The 18,713-nt window shown below is 34.5% G+C and carries 16 protein-coding genes; 10 read left to right on the top strand and 6 right to left on the bottom strand.

What is annotated here, in order from left to right; translation table 11 throughout:
• Nucleotides 1–6: 6 nt before the first annotated feature.
• The 3 genes from secB to NSCAC_RS00070 are packed head-to-tail and all read right to left on the bottom strand — an operon-like array spanning nucleotide 7 to nucleotide 1,410.
• Entirely contained in the window at nucleotides 7–498 is a 492-nt protein-coding gene (secB, locus tag NSCAC_RS00080) for a protein-export chaperone SecB (protein ID WP_197744430.1), read from the bottom strand.
• A gap of 47 nt (nucleotides 499–545) precedes the next feature.
• The gene (gene grxC / locus NSCAC_RS00075; RefSeq protein ID WP_197744429.1) at nucleotides 546–818 is read right to left on the bottom strand and encodes a glutaredoxin 3; all 273 of its coding nucleotides are present in this window, start codon (nucleotides 816–818) and stop codon (nucleotides 546–548) included.
• The gene (locus NSCAC_RS00070) at nucleotides 811–1,410 is read right to left on the bottom strand and encodes a rhodanese-like domain-containing protein (RefSeq protein WP_197744428.1); all 600 of its coding nucleotides are present in this window, start codon (nucleotides 1,408–1,410) and stop codon (nucleotides 811–813) included. Before NSCAC_RS00070 ends, grxC begins: the two co-directional genes overlap by 8 nt.
• 353 nt (nucleotides 1,411–1,763) lie before the next feature.
• On the opposite strand from NSCAC_RS00070, the gene NSCAC_RS00065 reads away from it, so the two are divergent.
• Genes NSCAC_RS00065 through NSCAC_RS00020 form a run of 10 tightly spaced genes read left to right on the top strand, consistent with a single transcriptional unit; the run spans nucleotide 1,764 to nucleotide 14,033 of the window.
• Nucleotides 1,764–3,077 carry a S41 family peptidase gene (locus NSCAC_RS00065; protein WP_197744427.1) on the top strand — a complete coding sequence of 438 codons (1,314 nt, stop codon included), beginning with the start codon at nucleotides 1,764–1,766 and terminating at the stop codon, nucleotides 3,075–3,077.
• Nucleotides 3,078–3,115: 38 nt separating this feature from the next.
• Complete coding sequence (locus NSCAC_RS00060; RefSeq protein ID WP_197744426.1) at nucleotides 3,116–3,670, top strand: DJ-1 family glyoxalase III; 555 nt, start codon at nucleotides 3,116–3,118, stop codon at nucleotides 3,668–3,670.
• A 28-nt stretch (nucleotides 3,671–3,698) separates the two neighbouring features.
• Nucleotides 3,699–5,927 (top strand): primosomal protein N', encoded by a 2,229-nt coding sequence (locus NSCAC_RS00055; RefSeq protein ID WP_197744425.1) that lies wholly within the window; start codon nucleotides 3,699–3,701, stop codon nucleotides 5,925–5,927.
• A 25-nt stretch (nucleotides 5,928–5,952) separates the two neighbouring features.
• Nucleotides 5,953–7,707: an arginine--tRNA ligase gene (argS, locus tag NSCAC_RS00050; RefSeq protein ID WP_197744424.1), complete on the top strand. Its 1,755-nt coding sequence runs from the start codon at nucleotides 5,953–5,955 to the stop codon at nucleotides 7,705–7,707.
• Between the two features lie 3 nt (nucleotides 7,708–7,710).
• Nucleotides 7,711–8,289, top strand: coding sequence for an SPOR domain-containing protein (locus NSCAC_RS00045; RefSeq protein WP_197744423.1), 579 nt, complete (start codon nucleotides 7,711–7,713; stop codon nucleotides 8,287–8,289).
• 53 nt (nucleotides 8,290–8,342) lie between these two features.
• Nucleotides 8,343–9,596 (top strand): formylmethanofuran dehydrogenase subunit B, encoded by a 1,254-nt coding sequence (locus NSCAC_RS00040; RefSeq protein WP_197744422.1) that lies wholly within the window; start codon nucleotides 8,343–8,345, stop codon nucleotides 9,594–9,596.
• Between the two features lie 31 nt (nucleotides 9,597–9,627).
• Complete coding sequence (locus NSCAC_RS00035; protein WP_197744421.1) at nucleotides 9,628–11,256, top strand: formylmethanofuran dehydrogenase subunit A; 1,629 nt, start codon at nucleotides 9,628–9,630, stop codon at nucleotides 11,254–11,256.
• 3 nt (nucleotides 11,257–11,259) lie between these two features.
• Complete coding sequence (gene fhcD / locus NSCAC_RS00030; RefSeq protein WP_197744420.1) at nucleotides 11,260–12,156, top strand: formylmethanofuran--tetrahydromethanopterin N-formyltransferase; 897 nt, start codon at nucleotides 11,260–11,262, stop codon at nucleotides 12,154–12,156.
• 1 nt (nucleotide 12,157) lies between these two features.
• Nucleotides 12,158–12,982 (top strand): formylmethanofuran dehydrogenase subunit C, encoded by an 825-nt coding sequence (locus tag NSCAC_RS00025; RefSeq protein ID WP_197745198.1) that lies wholly within the window; start codon nucleotides 12,158–12,160, stop codon nucleotides 12,980–12,982.
• Nucleotides 12,983–13,025: 43 nt separating this feature from the next.
• A complete protein-coding gene (locus tag NSCAC_RS00020; protein ID WP_197744419.1) occupies nucleotides 13,026–14,033 on the top strand; it encodes a class 1 fructose-bisphosphatase in 1,008 nt (335 codons plus the stop codon).
• Between the two features lie 83 nt (nucleotides 14,034–14,116).
• Here NSCAC_RS00020 and NSCAC_RS00015 read toward each other — a convergent pair whose 3' ends face one another.
• From NSCAC_RS00015 to dnaN, 3 genes are all read right to left on the bottom strand, one after another.
• On the bottom strand, nucleotides 14,117–14,806 hold the full coding sequence (locus NSCAC_RS00015) for a (5-formylfuran-3-yl)methyl phosphate synthase (RefSeq protein ID WP_197744418.1): 690 nt from the start codon (nucleotides 14,804–14,806) through the stop codon (nucleotides 14,117–14,119).
• A gap of 13 nt (nucleotides 14,807–14,819) precedes the next feature.
• Nucleotides 14,820–17,231: a DNA topoisomerase (ATP-hydrolyzing) subunit B gene (gyrB, locus tag NSCAC_RS00010; protein ID WP_408609575.1), complete on the bottom strand. Its 2,412-nt coding sequence runs from the start codon at nucleotides 17,229–17,231 to the stop codon at nucleotides 14,820–14,822.
• Nucleotides 17,232–17,330: 99 nt separating this feature from the next.
• The gene (gene dnaN, locus NSCAC_RS00005; protein WP_197744416.1) at nucleotides 17,331–18,434 is read right to left on the bottom strand and encodes a DNA polymerase III subunit beta; all 1,104 of its coding nucleotides are present in this window, start codon (nucleotides 18,432–18,434) and stop codon (nucleotides 17,331–17,333) included.
• Nucleotides 18,435–18,713: the final 279 nt, after the last annotated feature.

Genomic DNA, 18,713 nt, shown 5'->3' with positions numbered 1-18,713 from the left:
GTAGTATTAATTTTTAACTGTATCTACAGATGATTTTTGCTGTTGTAGTTGTTGTGCGTAAAAAGCATCAAAATTAACAGGAGCTAACAATAGCGGAGGGAATCCTCCTTTAGTGACTAAATCTGTAACTACCTCTCTGATAAATGGAAATAGAATGGCTGGACAATAACTGCCTAATAGAGGTCCTAAATTTTCTTTGGTATACCCTACTAGATTAAAAATACCCGCTTGTTGTGCTTCAGTTAGAAATGCAGTTTGATCATTTATCTTAGCTGCTACAGTTACGGATAGTACCACTTCGTATATATGCTCAGCAATCTGCTCATTTTTACTACTAAGCTGGATATTTATTTCAGGTTTCCACTCTTTCGTAAAAATATGAGGTGAGTTAGGTGCTTCAAAAGATAAATCCTTAACATATATCTTTTGGATACTGAATTGAGATTGTTGGTTTTGTTGCTCATTATCCTCTTTTTGATAGGTACCGTTTGTTGCCATGCTAAATTCCTAAAGTTTTTTTGATTTATAACGTTCAAAATGCCTTTTTATATTGAGGCAAATAGATCATCTAGTTTCCTTTGCTGATCAAGAGAAAAGAGATCAGCACAACCACCGATAGCCTCATTATCAATAAAAATTTGAGGTACGGTTCTTCGACCACCACTTTTTTCAATCATAATCGATCGTTGCCAAGGCTCAAGATCAACTCGAATTTCTGTATAGTTAATATTCTTCTTACTTAATAACGCTTTAGCCTTAATACAGTAGGGGCACCAAGCAGTGGTGTAAATCACCACTTTAGAGGTTTTCCTATTCATAGGCTACTTTTTTATTCTTATGTTTTTTAGCTTTTTTCTTAGATTTATTGATTATAGAGGATTGATGATTGTCCAATTCAGATTCTGGTGATATCTGAGATTCAGAACCCTTTTCAAGGGTTATTTGATTTTTTGGCTTATCTTTATGGTGATGATCTTTATCTCTACCACTAAACAAAGGCATATCTGCTTGTCGCCATGTTTCAATGCCACCCTCTATAATATAAATAGCCTTATGGCCTCGTTTACTTAGTTGGGCTGCAATATTCAGTACGCTTTGACCAATACCCCAAATAAGTACTAAGGGACGATCTTTAAACCGATCTAATCTCGCAATTCCAGTGATAAACGTAGATAGAGGAGCACTCATTGAATCTAAGATATGCTCTTTATCAAAATCCTTCCCTTCTCTAATATCTATCACTTGAGCATCCTCTTGGTTAATTAATCGAGTAATTTCTACAACAGAAATTGTTCTAATGCCTCGTCGTCGCCGTACGATAGGATCAACTGCTAATGCAGCTATAATGACTACTAATGAAATAGATAATACCCAATGATTAGTAAGAAATTCAAAAAGGTGATTATTCATTGATAAAAAAATTCCTAATGAGCTATACAGGGGTTTACTTATTGTATCGGAAAGTTTTACTAAATATAAACTCTAGCCCTTTCCTTTATTATTAGGTTACACTACCGTCATATTGGCATACTACAACAAATTTTTTCGCAAAAAATATATTTTCCGTATAATTATTCTATAAAGTGATCTATTACGATAAATACTCCTTCCTCCAAGTGAAATGAGCAGTACTTTAGCAGCTTTATCAAAAATAGAGAAAATGCTATAAATCATAAATAAATTGTCAATTACTATAGCGAATTATTTATGCCAATATAGTTTTAAGGATTTGTTTAAGACATTTAAATTCAAAAGGATATTTTATGGGTTTCTCAAAACGCGATGTGCTTGTAGCAACTACTAGTCTTACTTTAGGTATAGGCCTTATATTTGGCTCAATGGTGCTTGCTGGACGTTTAGAGAATAAACCCGAGTCCTTACCTTTGAATGAACTTCGGGCATTTTCAGAGATATTTGGAGAGATTAAGCGTAACTACGTTGAACCTGTAGACGATAAAACGCTTATTGAGGGCTCTATCCGAGGAATGTTATCGAATCTAGATCCTCATTCAGCATACCTAGATCCTCAATCTTATAGTGAATTAAAAATTGGTACCTCTGGAAAGTTTGGTGGGCTAGGGATTGAAGTGGGTATGGAAGATGGCTTCATTCGAGTAGTTTCACCTATTGATGATACACCAGCACAAAAAGCAGGAATTCAAGCTGGGGATTTAATTATTCGAATTGATAATGAACCTGTAAAGGATCTCAGCCTAGGAGAGGCTGTAGAAAAAATGCGAGGAAAACCAGGAACGCAGATTATTTTAACTATTATTCGGCAGGGAGAGCCACAACCTCTTAAATTTAAGGTTATTCGAGCGATTATTAAAGTACAAAGTGTTAAAAGTAAAACTCTAGAAAATGGATATGGCTATATACGTATTAGCCAATTCCAGGTAGAGACTGGAGCAAATGTAGAAAATGAAATTAAGAAACTCACAAAAGAGAGCGGAGGAAATTTAAAGGGTTTAGTCTTAGATTTGCGAAACAACCCAGGCGGTGTCCTCAGTGCAGCAGTAGAAGTTTCCGATTCTTTTTTAGAAAAAGGGTTAATTGTATACACAGAAGGTAGAGATCCTCAGTCTAAACAGAGTTTTAGAGCTACCCCTGGAGATGTGCTTAAAAACGCACCTATGGTTGTGTTAGTTAATGGTGGTTCAGCCTCTGCATCAGAAATTGTTTCTGGAGCACTTCAGGATCATCATCGAGCAATTGTCATGGGCACAAAGACTTTTGGAAAAGGGTCAGTACAGACTATTTTACCTCTGACAGAGGATACCGCACTAAAGTTAACCACAGCGAGATATTACACCCCTTCTGGACGATCTATTCAAGCTGAGGGAATTGTTCCAGATATTAAATTGGATAATATCAAAGTTTCTGCAGTAGATGATATAGATAATGATTCTTCTGTAAAAGAGGCAAATCTGTCTCATCACTTAAGTAATGATAGCAAAAAGAAAGAAGCACCTAAAGAAAATCAAGAAGAAGCACATCTTGCTATAGAAGATTATCCTTTGTATGAAGCCTTAAATCTTCTTAAAGGGCTTAGCACTCTTGCTACAATAGGAAAATAAGGATTATTTTTTTAGCAATTTTAAGATAATTAAGTAATATGCCACGTGTACTTATTCCTTTAGCCCAAGGTTGTGAAGAACTTGAAGCGGTTACTTTGATTGATTTATTACGTCGTGCAGATATAGAAGTAATTACTGCAGGTCTTGATGATCAACCGATTATAGCTAGCCGTGGTACTTGCTTAATTCCGGATACTACTCTAGATACTCTTATAAATCAGGAGTTTATAATGATTGTACTACCCGGAGGAGCATCTGGTGCTGCTAATTTAAACTTAGATTCTCGCATTCAAGTATTACTAAAGAATACTGTGCTACAAGGAAATAAGGTTGCTGCGATCTGTGCTGCACCTACTGTACTTGCAAATATTGGACTACTTGATGGCAAAAAAGCAACGGGATACCCAGGATTTTTAGATAAATTAAGTTTACCAACTACCACACTTTGTAATGATCCAGTTGTAATAGATGATAATGTAATCACTGCAAGAGGACCTGGTGCTGCAATAGATTTTGCTTTAGCTCTTATAGAGATTTTGATAAATAAATCCAAACGTCTTGAAGTAGAGGAAGGTTTAAAGCGTTCATTATAGAAGGATAGATTACATCTATTATTGATTAATGGCAGTTCCTTCTAGGATTCTTAGGATTGCTATCCCCTCCCCAGTACTCCACTATTTTGATTACTTTCCACCACTTGATGCTTCTCATCAAGAACTAGAAATCGGAATACGAATAAAGGTTCCTTTTAGATCGAGGAATATTATTGGTATTTTAGTTGCTATTGTTACTGATAGTAGCATTCCCTCTTGTAAATTAAGACATGCTCAATCTTATATTGATGAGAATCCTCTGATTCCTAAATCTTTAATGAGGCTTTTTTTATGGGCTGTAAAATACTATCATGCCCCACCAGGGGAAGTATTTTTTACCGCATTGCCCCAACAGCTACGGCAGGGAAGAATACTTAAGTCTCCTACCATTTTAAAATGGTTTCTATCCTCTAAAGGAAAAAATTTAATCCATGATTTAGCGATTCTTAGTAAAGCACCTCGGCAAAAACAACTCTTAAAATTGCTTCATCAACATCCTGAAGGATTAAGCATTGCTCAAATTAAGGCAAAATTAGGATCTTGCCAAAGTAGCCTTTCTAATTTAAGCACTAAAGGATGGATTGAAAATAGAGAAAGCCCTATCACCGCAGTAAGAGATAAGCAATTTTTTGGGGAAAAAATAATTTTTCAATTAACTATCGAGCAAAAAACTACTGTTAGCGCTGTTCTTGCTAATCAAATGAAATTCCAGCCATTCTTGCTTCAGGGAGTAACAGGTAGTGGTAAAACAGAGGTGTATTTAGAAATAATTTCCGAGATTATTGCTAAAAAAAAACAGGCACTCATCCTAGTCCCAGAAATTGGGCTTACTCCACAAATTCTAGCACGGTTTTATAACCGCTTTAAGTGCCCTATTGGAATCTTACACTCCTCTTTAAATACAAAAGAACGGTTAGATACTTGGGTTGCTGCACTAAAGGGGATAATACCAATTATCATTGGTACCCGATCAGCAATATGGGCTCCTTTACAAAACCTTGGTGTGATTATCATTGATGAGGAGCATGATCCATCCTTTAAGCAACAAGAAGGATTTCGTTATCATGCTAGAGATTTAGCAGTTATACGGGCACATCAAGCAAACATACCTATTATATTAGGTACTGCTACTCCTTCTCTGGAAAGCTTAGAAAATGCTAAACGAAAACGTTATCAGCCGTTACAACTTCCCCAAAGAGTTGGAACAGCTAAAATGCCTCGAGTCCGTCTTATTGATATCCGATCTAGTAATTTAGAAGTGGGAATATCACCTGAGATGCTTTCTAGTTTACAAAACCATGTAAAACAAGGTAATCAAGCCTTATTATTTATTAACAGACGTGGGTTTGCAATTACTTTAATTTGTAGTAATTGCGGATTTGCAATACCTTGTCAGTACTGCGATTCCTATATGGTGGTTCACCAACAAAATTACCATCTATGCTGCCATCATTGCGGTTATAAAAGTTCTATTCCAACTAAATGCCCTCAATGTACTTATCCGATCCTACACCCACAAGGCTTAGGTACAGAACAAGTAGAAATAGGGTTAAGGCATTTTTTTCCAAATACTAAGATAATACGCATTGATCGAGACACAACTCGAAAAAAGGGGGCTTTTAATAAAATATTTGAAGATATTCATAGTAGAAAATATCAGATTCTGATAGGAACGCAAATGCTAGCGAAGGGACATGATTATCCAAATCTTACCTTAGTCGGTATTTTAGATGCAGATCAAATGCTATTTAGTAGTAATTTTAGGTCATCAGAGCGAATGATACAACTTATTACCCAACTAATAGGCCGATCTGGCCGAGGTAATAAACCAGGTGAGGTTTTAATACAAACACGCTATCCAGAGCACCCACTTCTTCAATCCTTAATTAATTATGGGTATGATTATAGTGCTGAGTTGATTTTAAAAGAACGGTACCAAGCAAAATTGCCTCCTTATAGGTATTTAGCTTTACTAAGAGCAAAATCATTGGATGCTAATACATCTATTCTATTTTTAGAGGATTCTAGAAATATAATTATGGAATTAGATCCTAAGGGCATGGTAACCTTATTAGGACCGGTTTCTGCATCTATGGAGCGTCAAGGTAATTACTATCATGCTCAATTATTGTTACAAGGATCCTCAAGAGATTACCTGCAGCAATTGTTATCTCTTTGGATACCAAAGCTTGTTTTCCTAAAAACCGCAAGAAAAGTTCACTGGTCTATAGATGTGGATCCTATAAACTTAATATAATCACCTGAAGTTTTTTGAGAATCTTTTGAAAAGTATAATTCAGCAATCCATTAAGACTGCCCTTTCTTCTTTAAATCAAGGGGGTATAAATATTGATAGTAAAGCTCAAATTTTAATTGAGCAAACACGAAATAAAGCTCATGGAGATTTTGCAAGTAATATTGCTATGATTCTTGCTAAAGAGGTAGGAAAAGCACCACGAGACTTTGCAAAACTTATTATTCAATATTTACCTTCACACCCTTATATAGATAAAGTAGAAATTGCTGGTCCTGGGTTTATCAACTTCACTATGACCTTATCTGCTTTTCAGTCAATCATTCCTGAAATTCTAGAAAAAAAAGAGCTCTTTGGTCATAGCCAGATAGGTCAAAATAAAAGAATACATATTGAATTTGTTTCAGCAAACCCTACTGGCCCCCTACATGTAGGTCATGGGCGAGGTGCAGCTTATGGAGATAGTTTAGCTCGATTACTTACAGCTGTAGGTTATAGTGTTCATCGAGAATATTACGTAAACGATGCTGGTCGCCAAATGGATATTTTGGCTATTAGCATCTGGTTACGATATCTAGAATTATGGGGCAATACTTTATTATTTCCAAACAATGGCTATCGTGGTAGCTATGTCTGGGATATAGCTAATATAGCTAAAGATATTTATGGAAAGAAATTTTGCTTTTCTATAGAAGAGATCTTTCAGCCTTTGCCGGATCTTACGGAAAATAATCATGAACAATACTTAGATTCTCTTATTCAAAGAGCTAAGCAAATTTTAGGTAATGATAATTACAGAATAATCTTTACTCTAGGGCTTAGAAGTATTTTAGATAATATTCACAGTGATTTGATAGGATTTGGTATTGAGTATGATCAGTGGTTTTCTGAGTACTCATTAATAGAAAAAAATGCGGTTGAAGAGGTAATTAATCGACTTAAAGAACTAAACTATCTTTACCAAAAAGACAATGCTTGGTGGTTTTGTTCTACAAACTTTAATGATGAAAAAGATAGGGTAGTTATCCGAGAAAATGGCCAGTTTACTTATTTTGCCTCTGATATTGCCTATCATCTAAATAAGATTGACCGAAAATACGATAAAATTATTGATATTTGGGGTGCCGATCATCATGGATATATTCCAAGGATTAAAGCATTTTTCCATGCACTAAATTTTGATTCACAGCAATTAGAAGTCAAGCTTGTCCAGTTTGCTACTTTATATCGTAGTAAAGAAAAGGTACAAATGTCTACCCGTAGTGGTGAATTTGTTACTCTGCAAGAATTGTATGAAGAAGTAGGCAAAGATGCAGCCCGCTTTTTTTATATTATGCGAAGTGCTGATCAGCATATGGATTTTGACTTAGAATTAGCAAAGTCAAAGAGTAATGATAACCCCGTATATTATATTCAATATGCTCATGCTAGAATTTCTAGCATTTTTCGGCAAATGGAGGTTAGAGAATTAATTTTTGATCTCAATCAAGGCAAAGAAAATATTAGTCTACTTAATCAACCCAATGAAATTGACTTATTGCGTCATCTTTGTTCATATCCAGAAATTATTGAAGATTCAGCTACTCAAGGATCTCCTCATCTACTCGCTTATTATCTTTTAGAGTTGGCTAAAAAATTCCATATCTATTACAATAATTCTGTTTTACTAGTAATAGAAAATCCTAAGTTAAGAAATGCTCGCTTAGTCTTAATTATGGTAGTAAAACAAACAATAAAAAACGGTTTAACCTTATTAGATGTTTCTACACCAGAATCTATGTAGCCTATGTCCTCTAATCAAAATAATGAAACTTATCTTACCGATGATGATCACCACAAGCTAAGACCTTGGTTATGGCTCGTTGCTGTTTTAGCTACTTGTAGTTTGATTGTATTATTTCAAAGCTGGGATCCGTGGGCAGATTTAGAATCTACTCAAGCGAAACTAGAGGAAGTATCAGAGAGCACAAGTTCTATTCAAATATCTAATACTCATCACTTCGAATTCTATACATTACTACCTAGTATAGAAACTACAGGAATTACCCATTCACAACACCATAGTCCCCAATCATATAAGTCTAGTAAAGTAGCTATACAAAAGGATTCTTCATTTCGGCAAATACCTTCAGAATCCTATGTTTTACAAGCTGGATCATTTCACAGTTATGAGCAAGCAAATAAGCGTAAGTCTATACTTGCCTCCATGGGTATAGAAGCTACCGTGCAAACAATAACTACTGGAGATAATATTTGGCACCGAGTTAGAATCGGCCCAAAAAATGATCCTGGTCAACTAAATAATATTCAAGAGCGATTACATAATAAAAAAATTGAGTGTCAGCTTTACAAAATAAAATCCTAAATGTAAATAAGAATCAAATAGGAGAATTAGAGTCTGTTCCTTATTTTTAAAAGATGGTTATTCCGATTGGAAATGGCTTATGGGATGAGGTACCTAATCCATTTAATAGTATTGGATCAGATGTTCTTAAGGTAAGAGTTAATGGTCATCAGATTACCGTCTTAGAAAATAGCTGTACAGTCACTAAATATGGCTTCGAGCAAGAATTAGGAGATAATCAACCTAAAATTCAAGGCAATCCCGTTAATTTAGCAACGGCAATTACTCGCATCATTGGCATTTTAAACCAATCCCACTCACTCCTACTATCGGGTCTAGCTACTGACGTAGCAGGAATTCAAGCCTCATTAAAACTAGCAAGATGCTATAGTGCAACTATTGCTCATATAGATTCTAGTTTAGCTAATATCTTAGCTGTTCAATATAGTGGTTTTTTTAGCACAACACTCGCAGAAATTAAAAATCGTGCTGATCTTCTACTCGTTATAGGCGGTAATTTAGAATCAGACTATTTAAAATTTTTAGAGCATTGCATTTGGAATAACAAAAATTCATTTTATCCACATTCTATACAAAAAAAGATAATTTACTTAGGGTGTTCTTTCGATATTTTAAAAGAGCATCCACCTTACCTTCCACCACCATTTGTTATTAATTGTGACTCTAAGTGTCTTCCAGAAATTTTAGCTACGTTAAAGGCAATTGCTATAGGTAGCACACTACAAGCTAAAACAGTTGCCGATATTCCTATAAAGCAATTATATTCTTTAGTTGAATTACTAAAACAAGCTCATTATAGCGTAGTAACTTGGGCTACAGATCAGTGGCCTATTTCCCATAAAGAGCTAACTACTCAAATTCTCTGTGAGCTTATCGGATTAATTAATAAAACTACTCGCTGCTCAGCTTTTCCACTTTGGGGATTGCCAAGTGCATACCAAGTATGCACTTGGCAGACAGGATATCCTACAGGGATAAGTTTCTTTTCAGATTACCCCAAATATGATCCCTATTTATATGCTACTGAGCGTATTTTAAATTCAAAAGAAGCAGATTCTTTAATTTGGATTTCTGCTTTTGACCAAAAATTCACTCCTCCTACATATGCTATACCCACAATAGTATTAGGGAGATCTGGAATGAATTTTACGCAAAACCCTGAAGTTTTTATTCCAATAGGTACTCCTGGAATTGATCATAGTGGGCATATTTTTTGCGCTGATCATAGGGTAATTCCCTTATATAAACTAAGAAGCACGAATTTAGCTAGTACTGCAGAAGTAATTAATACTATTCTTAAACAGTAGTAGATAATTTATCCATCGATAGAAATAGCCTATGATTATTAAACTTACAGGAGGAATTATCTACGATCCTACCCATGAAGTTAAGGGTGAGATTAGAAATCTCTATATTCAAAATGGGAGAATTATAGCACCTCCTCGGAATAACCACTTCGATTTAGAATATGATGTAACTGATAAAATTATCATGCCAGGGGCTATTGATATTCATAGTCACATTGGTGGTGGCTCACTCAATTTAGCTCGAGTATTATTTCCAGAGAAAGCCGATAATCATTCTTTCCCTTTAATGCTTCCTAATACATTCGATATAGGCTATGAATATGCCAAAATGGGTTATACATCCGTATTCGAACCTGCTATATCTCCAATAAATGCTCGCCAAGCTCATCTAGAGATGGGTGATATTCCCATCATTGACAAAGGGGGTTATGCTCTACTAGGTAATGATGATTATCTGATTCAAAATATTGCTAAAAATATTGATCAAAAATTAATTAATCATTATATCGCTTGGGTTTTATCAGCAAGTTACTGTTTAGGCGTTAAAGTAGTCAATCCAGGAGGAGTTAATGCTTTTAAGTTTAATCAACGAAAACTAGATTTAGATGAAGCAGGACCTTTCTATGGAGTTACTCCTCGCGAAATTTTACTTCACTTAGCTCAAGCTATCTATGATTTAGGTATCCCCCATCCGCTTCATATACATGGATGCAACTTGGGAGTACCTGGAAATTTAGAAACTACTCTAAAAACTATTTACGCATGTGAAGGATTACCTGTTCACTTTGCTCATATTCAATTCCATAGTTATGGTAAAGAGGGAGACCGTAAATTTTCTTCAGGAGCCGCTCAAGTTGCAGAAGCAATTAATAATCACCCCAACATTACCGTTGATGTAGGTCAAATTCTATTCGGACAGGCTGTATCTGTATCCGCAGATAGTATGCAGCAATACACGCATTTCACTCACGCTTATCCTAAGAAAGGAATATGGCTGGATGAATCATGTCATTCTGGTTGTGGTATTGTTCCATTTAAATACCAGGATAAATCTTTTGTAAATTCCTTACAGTGGATTGTTGGGTTAGAAATTTTTTTATTAGTAAATAATCCTTGGCAAGTATGCTTAACCACTGATCATCCGGCAGGAGCTTTATTTACTACGTACCCTCATATTATTAAATTATTGATGGATCGTACTTTTCGTAATGATATGCTTGCTATGCTTCATCCGGATGCAGTTAAAGTAAGTATCCTTAAATCTATAAAAAGAGAATATTCACTCTACGAAATAGCTATTATTACTCGATCAGGTCCTGCAAAATTATTAGGCATGACTAGTAAAGGGCATTTAGAGATAGGAGCTGATGCAGATATTGCTATCTATACCGATCATCTAGATAAAGAAAAAATGTTTGCACTGCCTACCTATGTTTTTAAAGATGGAAAACTAGTTGTAAAAGATAGAGAATTGGTTAACTCCACATTAGTAGGCACCACTCATATTGTTCGCCCTTCTTTTGATAATTCCATAGAAAAGGATTTAAAGAGCTACTTTGATCGCTATCTTCCTTTAAAATTAAGCAACTTTAAAATGAGTGACGAAGAAATTATTGAAGATAAACAAGGCCGCATTCATATTCATCCGTGCCATAAATAAAATATGGTAATTAATGGGGTAGAAATCGAATCTACCTATGCTGAAGCCTTCTCCATGAAAGCAACTCGAATAATAGTTACTGCTCGTACTTTAAGATGGGCTTATCGTGCAGCATCAGCAGTGACTGGGTTTGCTACCTCAATTGTGGGCTGTGGCTGTGAAGCAGGTATCGAAAAGGTTCTTATTCCTGCTGAAACCCCGGATAAAAGACCGGGTATCTCTATCTTGTTATTTGCTCTAGGTAGTAAAAATCTTACTAAACAGGTTACGCTTAGAGTTAGCCAGTGTGTACTTACTACACCTACAGCTGCTTTATTTTCTGGAATTGATAGTGATAAAACTATCCCTTTAGGAAATTACCTAAGATTTTTTGGTGATGGGTTTCAAATTTCTAAACTTATTCAAAATCATCGCTATTGGCGAATTCCTACTATGGAAGGAGAATTTTTTACAGAAGAAACTACGGGAATAGTTTCCGCAATCGGTGGAGGTAACTTTCTTGTGTTTGCCAAGTCACAATCTCAAATTTTAGCTGCTTGTGAAGCGGCAGTGTCTGCCATTAAAAAACTACCAAATGTAATCACTCCTTTCCCTGGAGGAATGACTAGTTCTGGATCAAAAGTAGGATCCAAATATAAAATGCTTAAAGCCTCTACTAATACAGTTTTTTGCCCTACCTTACGAGGACAGGTTGCTACTAAACTTACTTATGAAACTGAATCAGTCATGGAAATTATTATTGATGGTCTTTCAAAAGAAGATATTAGTAAAGCTATGAAGGTAGGCATATCTACCATCTGCAGCTTTGGGGAAAAAAATGGAATTGTAAAAATTAGTGCAGGTAATTATGGAGGTCGTCTAGGATCGTTTCACTTCCATCTCCATGAAGTAATTGCTTAAAGTGAAAACTACGCCATTAACTTTCACTCTAGATAACCCTCCATCTCAAAGAATAGATGTATCTTTTCTGATTCCAAAAAATTTATCTCATTTATCTTTAGCAGAAATTAAAGCCTATCTTTTGTATGTAGATAATCAAAAAATCAGAATAGGCGAGCTTTTTAATATCAATGGAAATGATATAAATCATATTATCTTTTCTGGACAAACTCAAAAGTTAGACTATATCGGCAAAAATTTATCTAGCGGGCAAATTACTATACAAGGATCCTGTGGATTTTATTCAGGTATGGGCATGTCAGGCGGAGAGATTATAGTTTATGGCAATACTGATAGTTTTGCCGCTTGTGAAATGAAAAATGGATTACTTAAAATTTATGGAAATTGTAATGATTTCCTTGGGGCTGCAGCACCTAATAATAGAATAGGTATGTCTGGAGGTATTGTAGTTGTTAAAGGAAATAGTGGCGATCGAGTAGGAGATCAAATGCGTCGGGGTACACTTTTAATTGAAGGTGATACAGGAGATTATTTAGGCTCTCGAATGATAGCTGGTACAATTGCTATACTTGGTGGTACTGGGAGTTATATTGGGTATGGAATGAAACGAGGTACCTTATTACTTTGGCAAAAGCCAAATAAATTAAGTGCAACCTTTAATGATTGTGGAGTCCATAACTTAGAATTTTTATCTTTCATGTTAAATTCTTATAAAAAATTAGATACTCAATTCTCTAATCCTGAAATGATAATTCATCGAGTACATCGCTTTTGCGGCGATATGGCCTGCTTAGGTCAAGGTGAAATTTTAATTAAACAGACCTAAATTTAGGATATTTCAATAATAATTTAGAAAGGATATATGCCTTATGCATAACCACATTTCTTTAAATCAATTTATTTCTCAAGAAAATACTAAACATTCAAGTATTGATTATGATCTAGCAGGGTTATTAAATCAGGTTGCAATTTCTTGTAAAAGAATTTCAAATCTTGTAAATCGCAGTGGTCTCATGCATATACTTGGAGCCGCTGGTACTGAAAATGTCCAGGGAGAAGGACAAAAAAAACTAGACATTATTAGTAATAATGTTATGGTTAAAGATCTAGAGTGGACTGGATATTTAAGCGGTATGGTTTCTGAAGAAGTTGAAGAGATTATATCGATTCCTAACCAGTACTCCAAAGGTAAATATTTACTGCTTTTTGATCCGCTTGATGGTTCCTCTAACATTGATATTAATGTCTCTGTAGGTACGATTTTTTCAGTTCTACATACTCCCAATGGAGTAACTCATCCTAAAGATGAACACTTTTTACAACCAGGCACACAACAAGTGTGTGCAGGTTTCTGTGTCTATGGTCCTACCACTATGCTTGTGCTAACTATTGGCCATGGAGTAAATGGTTTTACCTTAGATCGAGATATTGGCGATTTTATACTTACTCACCCAAATATGACTGTGCCGGAAGATACTTCTGAATTTGCAATTAATATGTCTAATCAACGTTTTTGGGAAGCGCCTGTACAGCGATATATTCAAGAGTGCCTTCAAGGTAAAGAAGGGCCACGGAGTAAGAATTTTAATATGCGATGGGTAGCTTCTATGGTAGCTGAAGTTTATCGTATTCTTACTCGTGGTGGAATTTTTATGTACCCAAGAGATCAGAAAGATCCTAGTAAGCCAGGACGCCTTCGTTTAATGTATGAAGCTAATCCTATGAGTTTTATTATTGAACAAGCAGGAGGATTAAGTTCAACAGGCTATGAGCCAATTCTGGCTGTGAAACCAACTCATATCCATCAACGAGTACCTGTAATTATAGGTTCTAAAAATGAAGTATCTCAGGTTATTTCTTACCATAAAGGAAATTAACTTCACTTTTATAGAGGTTTAATATCTATATAAAAATAGCCCCTTTTAGGGGCTATTTTTATAGGTAAAGCAATATTACGGAATTAGCTATTTAGTTTTTCTTTAATAGATCTAGCAGCAATAAGATTAAGAGATTCTTTTCTATCTTGATTAGTGCATAGTGCACCACGAAATCCTAAATAATCTGCTTGTAGTGGTAATAATGATGGTATATCTTCAATTCTAAGAGAACCAGCTAATCCAACAATTAAGCCATTACTATGGCTTACATCAATAAAATATTTAATCTGCTTTAAAGAAAGATAGCTTAATAAACCAGATCTATTTTTGCTAAGAGTATCCAGCATGACACCTTTAAATCCATTTTTTTTCAAAGTTGGAATCCACGAAAAAGAAAATAGATTATCTGCAAATAATACTCCAATTAATGAAGTGTTCTGAGAAGCTAATAATTGTAGTGATTGAAACGCAGATGGAGTTATATTATTTAATAATAATCCTATTTTTAAATAATCTACTTTCGTTGCTACAACTTCCCTAGCAATATTACATATCTGAGAAAAATCAATAGAAATATTGCCTATAGTTGCACTAATTTGACAATGTTTATGCATTAATCGAACAGTTTGTTGAATAACTTTAATAGGTAATACACCAAAAATATCTTTATCTGGTTCTGATTCTTTTAAATCAAGAATATCTGGAATCAATGAATCATTAAGTAACTGTTTAACTTCATCAAGATTAGATACACTAGCTAACCAGCCATTCATAGCTACAAGTAAACTAAATATCTAAATTAGCTACATAAAGTGCATTAGTTTCAATAAATTCTCGTCTAGGATCTACCTGATCTCCCATTAAAGTGGTAAATATTTCATCCGCGGCAACTGCATCATCTACGTGCACCTGAGTAAGGCGGCGGGTAGCAGGATTCATAGTGGTTTCCCATAATTGATCCGGATTCATTTCCCCTAACCCTTTATAACGCTGTATAGCTTGTCCTTGCTTTGCTGCATTAATTAGCCAATCTACCATTTCTTGGATATTACTTACTGATAGTTGTTTTTCCTCTTGTTGAATTAAGATATTCTTTCCTATGGATTGAGTTAATTTTTTCCCAAGTTGAGCAATATGCTGATATTCGGAAGAGGTAAAAAAATCTTTATCGACAAATTGGGAATAAGTAACACCATGGCGAATAATTTTTACATGTAGCATTGGTACCTGATCTTTAAATAAAGAGGTTAATTTATATTCTGCTTTATCTTTGATAGAGGTATTAATCTGATTTTCTAATTCAGCGACCCAGCCCTGCCATAATCCAAATTCTAATTCTGAACTAATAGTAGAATCTATATATATAGATTGTTCTAATAGAAAAGAGTCATAACGATAAGATAACCGGCTAATTTCTCGCTTAAACTGAAAATAATTTTTTAGAAATCTTAATAAATTATCCCCTTCAACTGCCTTTTCTTGTAAATCTGAATATATCTTAATATTTTCAATAGCTAATTTAACAAGATAATGCTCCATTTCTAAATCATCTCTAACATATCGCTCATTCTTACCTTTTTTAACTTTATAAAGAGGGGGTTGAGCAATATAAATATGACCATTCTCTATTAATTTTGGCATTTGGCGATAGAAAAATGTTAATAGTAAAGTTCTAATATGAGAGCCATCCACATCTGCGTCAGTCATGATAATAATACGGTGGTATCGAAGCTTATCAACATTATATTCTTCTTGACCAATCCCACATCCTAAAGCTGTAATTAAAGTAGCAACTTCTGCAGAGCTTAGCATCTTATCAAAGCGAGCTTTTTCTACATTAAGAATTTTACCTTTAAGTGGTAAGATAGCTTGATTCCTACGATCTCTTCCTTGTTTAGCAGATCCTCCTGCTGAATCTCCTTCTACCACAAAAAGTTCTGAAAAAACTGGATCTCGCTCTTGGCAGTCTGCGAGTTTTCCCGGTAATCCAGCTACATCTAAGGTACCTTTACGACGTGTAAGTTCTCTTGCTTTTCTAGCTGCTTCCCTTGCTCTAGCTGCTTCTATCATTTTACTACTAATTGCTTTAGCATCAGCAGGGTGTTCTAATAAGAAACTCTGAAGATACTCGGAGACTAGTGCTTCAACCACACTCTTTACTTCAGAAGACACTAATTTTTCTTTAGTTTGAGACGAAAATTTTGGATCTTGAATTTTAATGGAGAGTACTGCCATTAATCCTTCACGCGCATCATCTCCAGTAGTGTTAATCTCATTATTTTTCTTAATTAACCCTTCTTTTTCTATATATTGATTTAAAGTTCGCGTGAGTGCTGATCTAAAACCTGCTAAATGAGTACCTCCATCTTTTTGAGGAATATTGTTAGTAAAACAGAAAAAATTCTCCTGATATGAATTATTCCATTGAGCAGCTAGCTCAACAGCAATTTCTTCTTGCTCTGCTTGAAAATAGAAAATACTCTCATGCAAAGGAGTTTTATTTTTATTAAGATGTGTAACAAATGCACGAATACCGCCACTATAAAAAAACTCTTCCTTTTTTGCTGATCTTTCATCTTTTAAAATAATTTTTACTCCGGAATTAAGAAAAGCTAATTCTCTTAACCGTTTAGCCAGAATATCAAAACTAAAAATAATATTAGAGAAAATCTCAGGGCTAGGAGAAAATTTAATTGTCGTACCAGTCAGATTTGTAGTGCCAATAACTTGTAATGATTCCTTAGGCACTCCTGTTTGATAGTGTTGCTGATATATTTTTTCATCTCGATAAATTTCTAAAAAAAGAGAAGACGAAAGTGCATTTACTACAGATACACCTACCCCATGAAGACCTCCTGAAACTTTATAAGAGTTATTATTAAATTTTCCACCTGCATGTAATACAGTCATAATAACTTCTGCTGCTGATCGACCTTCTTCCTTATGAATATCAGTAGGGATACCTCGCCCATTATCAGAAACCATAACTGTTTCATCTGATTCTATAGTCACAATAATCTGATCGCAAAATCCTGCGAGTGCCTCATCAATGGCATTGTCTACTACCTCAAATACCATATGATGGAGACCAGTACCATCATCAGTATCTCCAATATACATTCCAGGACGTTTACGAACTGCATCTAATCCTTTTAAAACTTGAATATGGGATGAATCATAAGTAGGATTGGTCACTATTGTTGCTCCTTAAATAGGGGGAATACGGTCCAGATATTTTTATTATGTTTCACGTGAAACATAATAAAAAAAAGAAAAACTATATAAAAATAGAATTTTTTATAGCCGCATTGGCATAAGTATATATTTGTAGTTATCCTGATTGCTAATTGGGGTAATAAGGCAACTATTATTATTATTGATAAATTCTAGCTTTACCTCATCAGTAGTAATATTGCTAAGTATTTCTATAAGATAGGTATTATTGAAGGCAATTTCTAGCGCATCTCCCGTATAATTAGCTTCTATCTCAATTTTTGCTGTTTCATTTTCATTATTTGTAGCAGTGATCTGTAGTTTCGAGTTTAGTAATTCTAATCGTACTCCGTGAAATTTATCCTTTGTAAGGATATTCGCCTTAACTAAGGCTTGCTTCAACATTTCTCGATGCACATTTAATTGTTTATTATATCCTGCCGGGAGTACTTGCTTATAATCTGGAAATTGCCCATCTATGAGTTTAGATAATAAAGAAAATCCTTGAAACTCAACTTTGAGCTGATTACTGCCTAGCATTAAGATGACGAGATCATTGGTTTGCCCTAATAGTCTAATTAGTTCTAATACTCCTTTACGTGGAATAATAATTTGAATTTTCTCTCTGTCTTGAAAATTTTTAGCTAAGCAACTTATAGCAAGACGGTGCCCATCAGTGGCTACCGCTGAAATTCTGCACGATTCTATTTCTATTAATAGCCCATTTAAATAATACCTAGCATCTTGATTTGCCATACAAAATGCTGCTTGCTGCAACAAATTTTTTAGCTCTATTTGAGTAAGCTCTATTTTATCTATATCAGAAAACCCTTCTGTAAGAGGAAAGTTATCCACAGGTAATGTACTTAATATAAATTGGTTATTCTCTGCTTTAATATAGAGTTGTTCATTTTTTTTTTGAATTTCTAACATGGATTGTGGAGGTATAGTACGACAAATATCCAAGATTTTTTTTGCAGAAACAGTTACTCTTCCTGGTATTCTTTGTTGAATACTTAAGGTAGTTTTTATTTCTATATCAAGATTTGTAGTCACTAGGGTTAGCGCTTGGTCCTGTGCTATAAGTAAGGCATTAGAAAGGATAGGTAAAGTATTGCGGCGCTCTACTACCCCACAAATAATAATAAGGTGTTTAATAATTTCTTCACATTCAATTAAAAAATGCATTATTATTTATAGCAATTTTATTTAAAAATAATTAATTATGATCAGTTTTATAATAAATTACACTAATGTAATAAGGTATAAGCAATTAGAAAAGTGTTTTTACCTATAACTATATAGTCAAAGTTTAATTAATACTTTATTATTAAAATGTATAGCTAGATTTATAGTTTATCTTGCTAAGATTTTAACTAGCAGTTAAGCTAGTAACCCTTCACTTTAAACTTTAAAGATAATCCTCATTATTAAGAATATTAAATTATAAAACAGTAGATTTAAGTT

Origin of the sequence: Candidatus Nitrosacidococcus tergens (genome assembly GCF_902810445.1) — a bacterium.
Lineage (GTDB): Bacteria > Pseudomonadota > Gammaproteobacteria > Nitrosococcales > Nitrosococcaceae > Nitrosacidococcus > Nitrosacidococcus tergens.
Note: the sequence above shows the minus strand (reverse complement) of the source record. Positions and strands in the feature narration are given on the sequence as shown.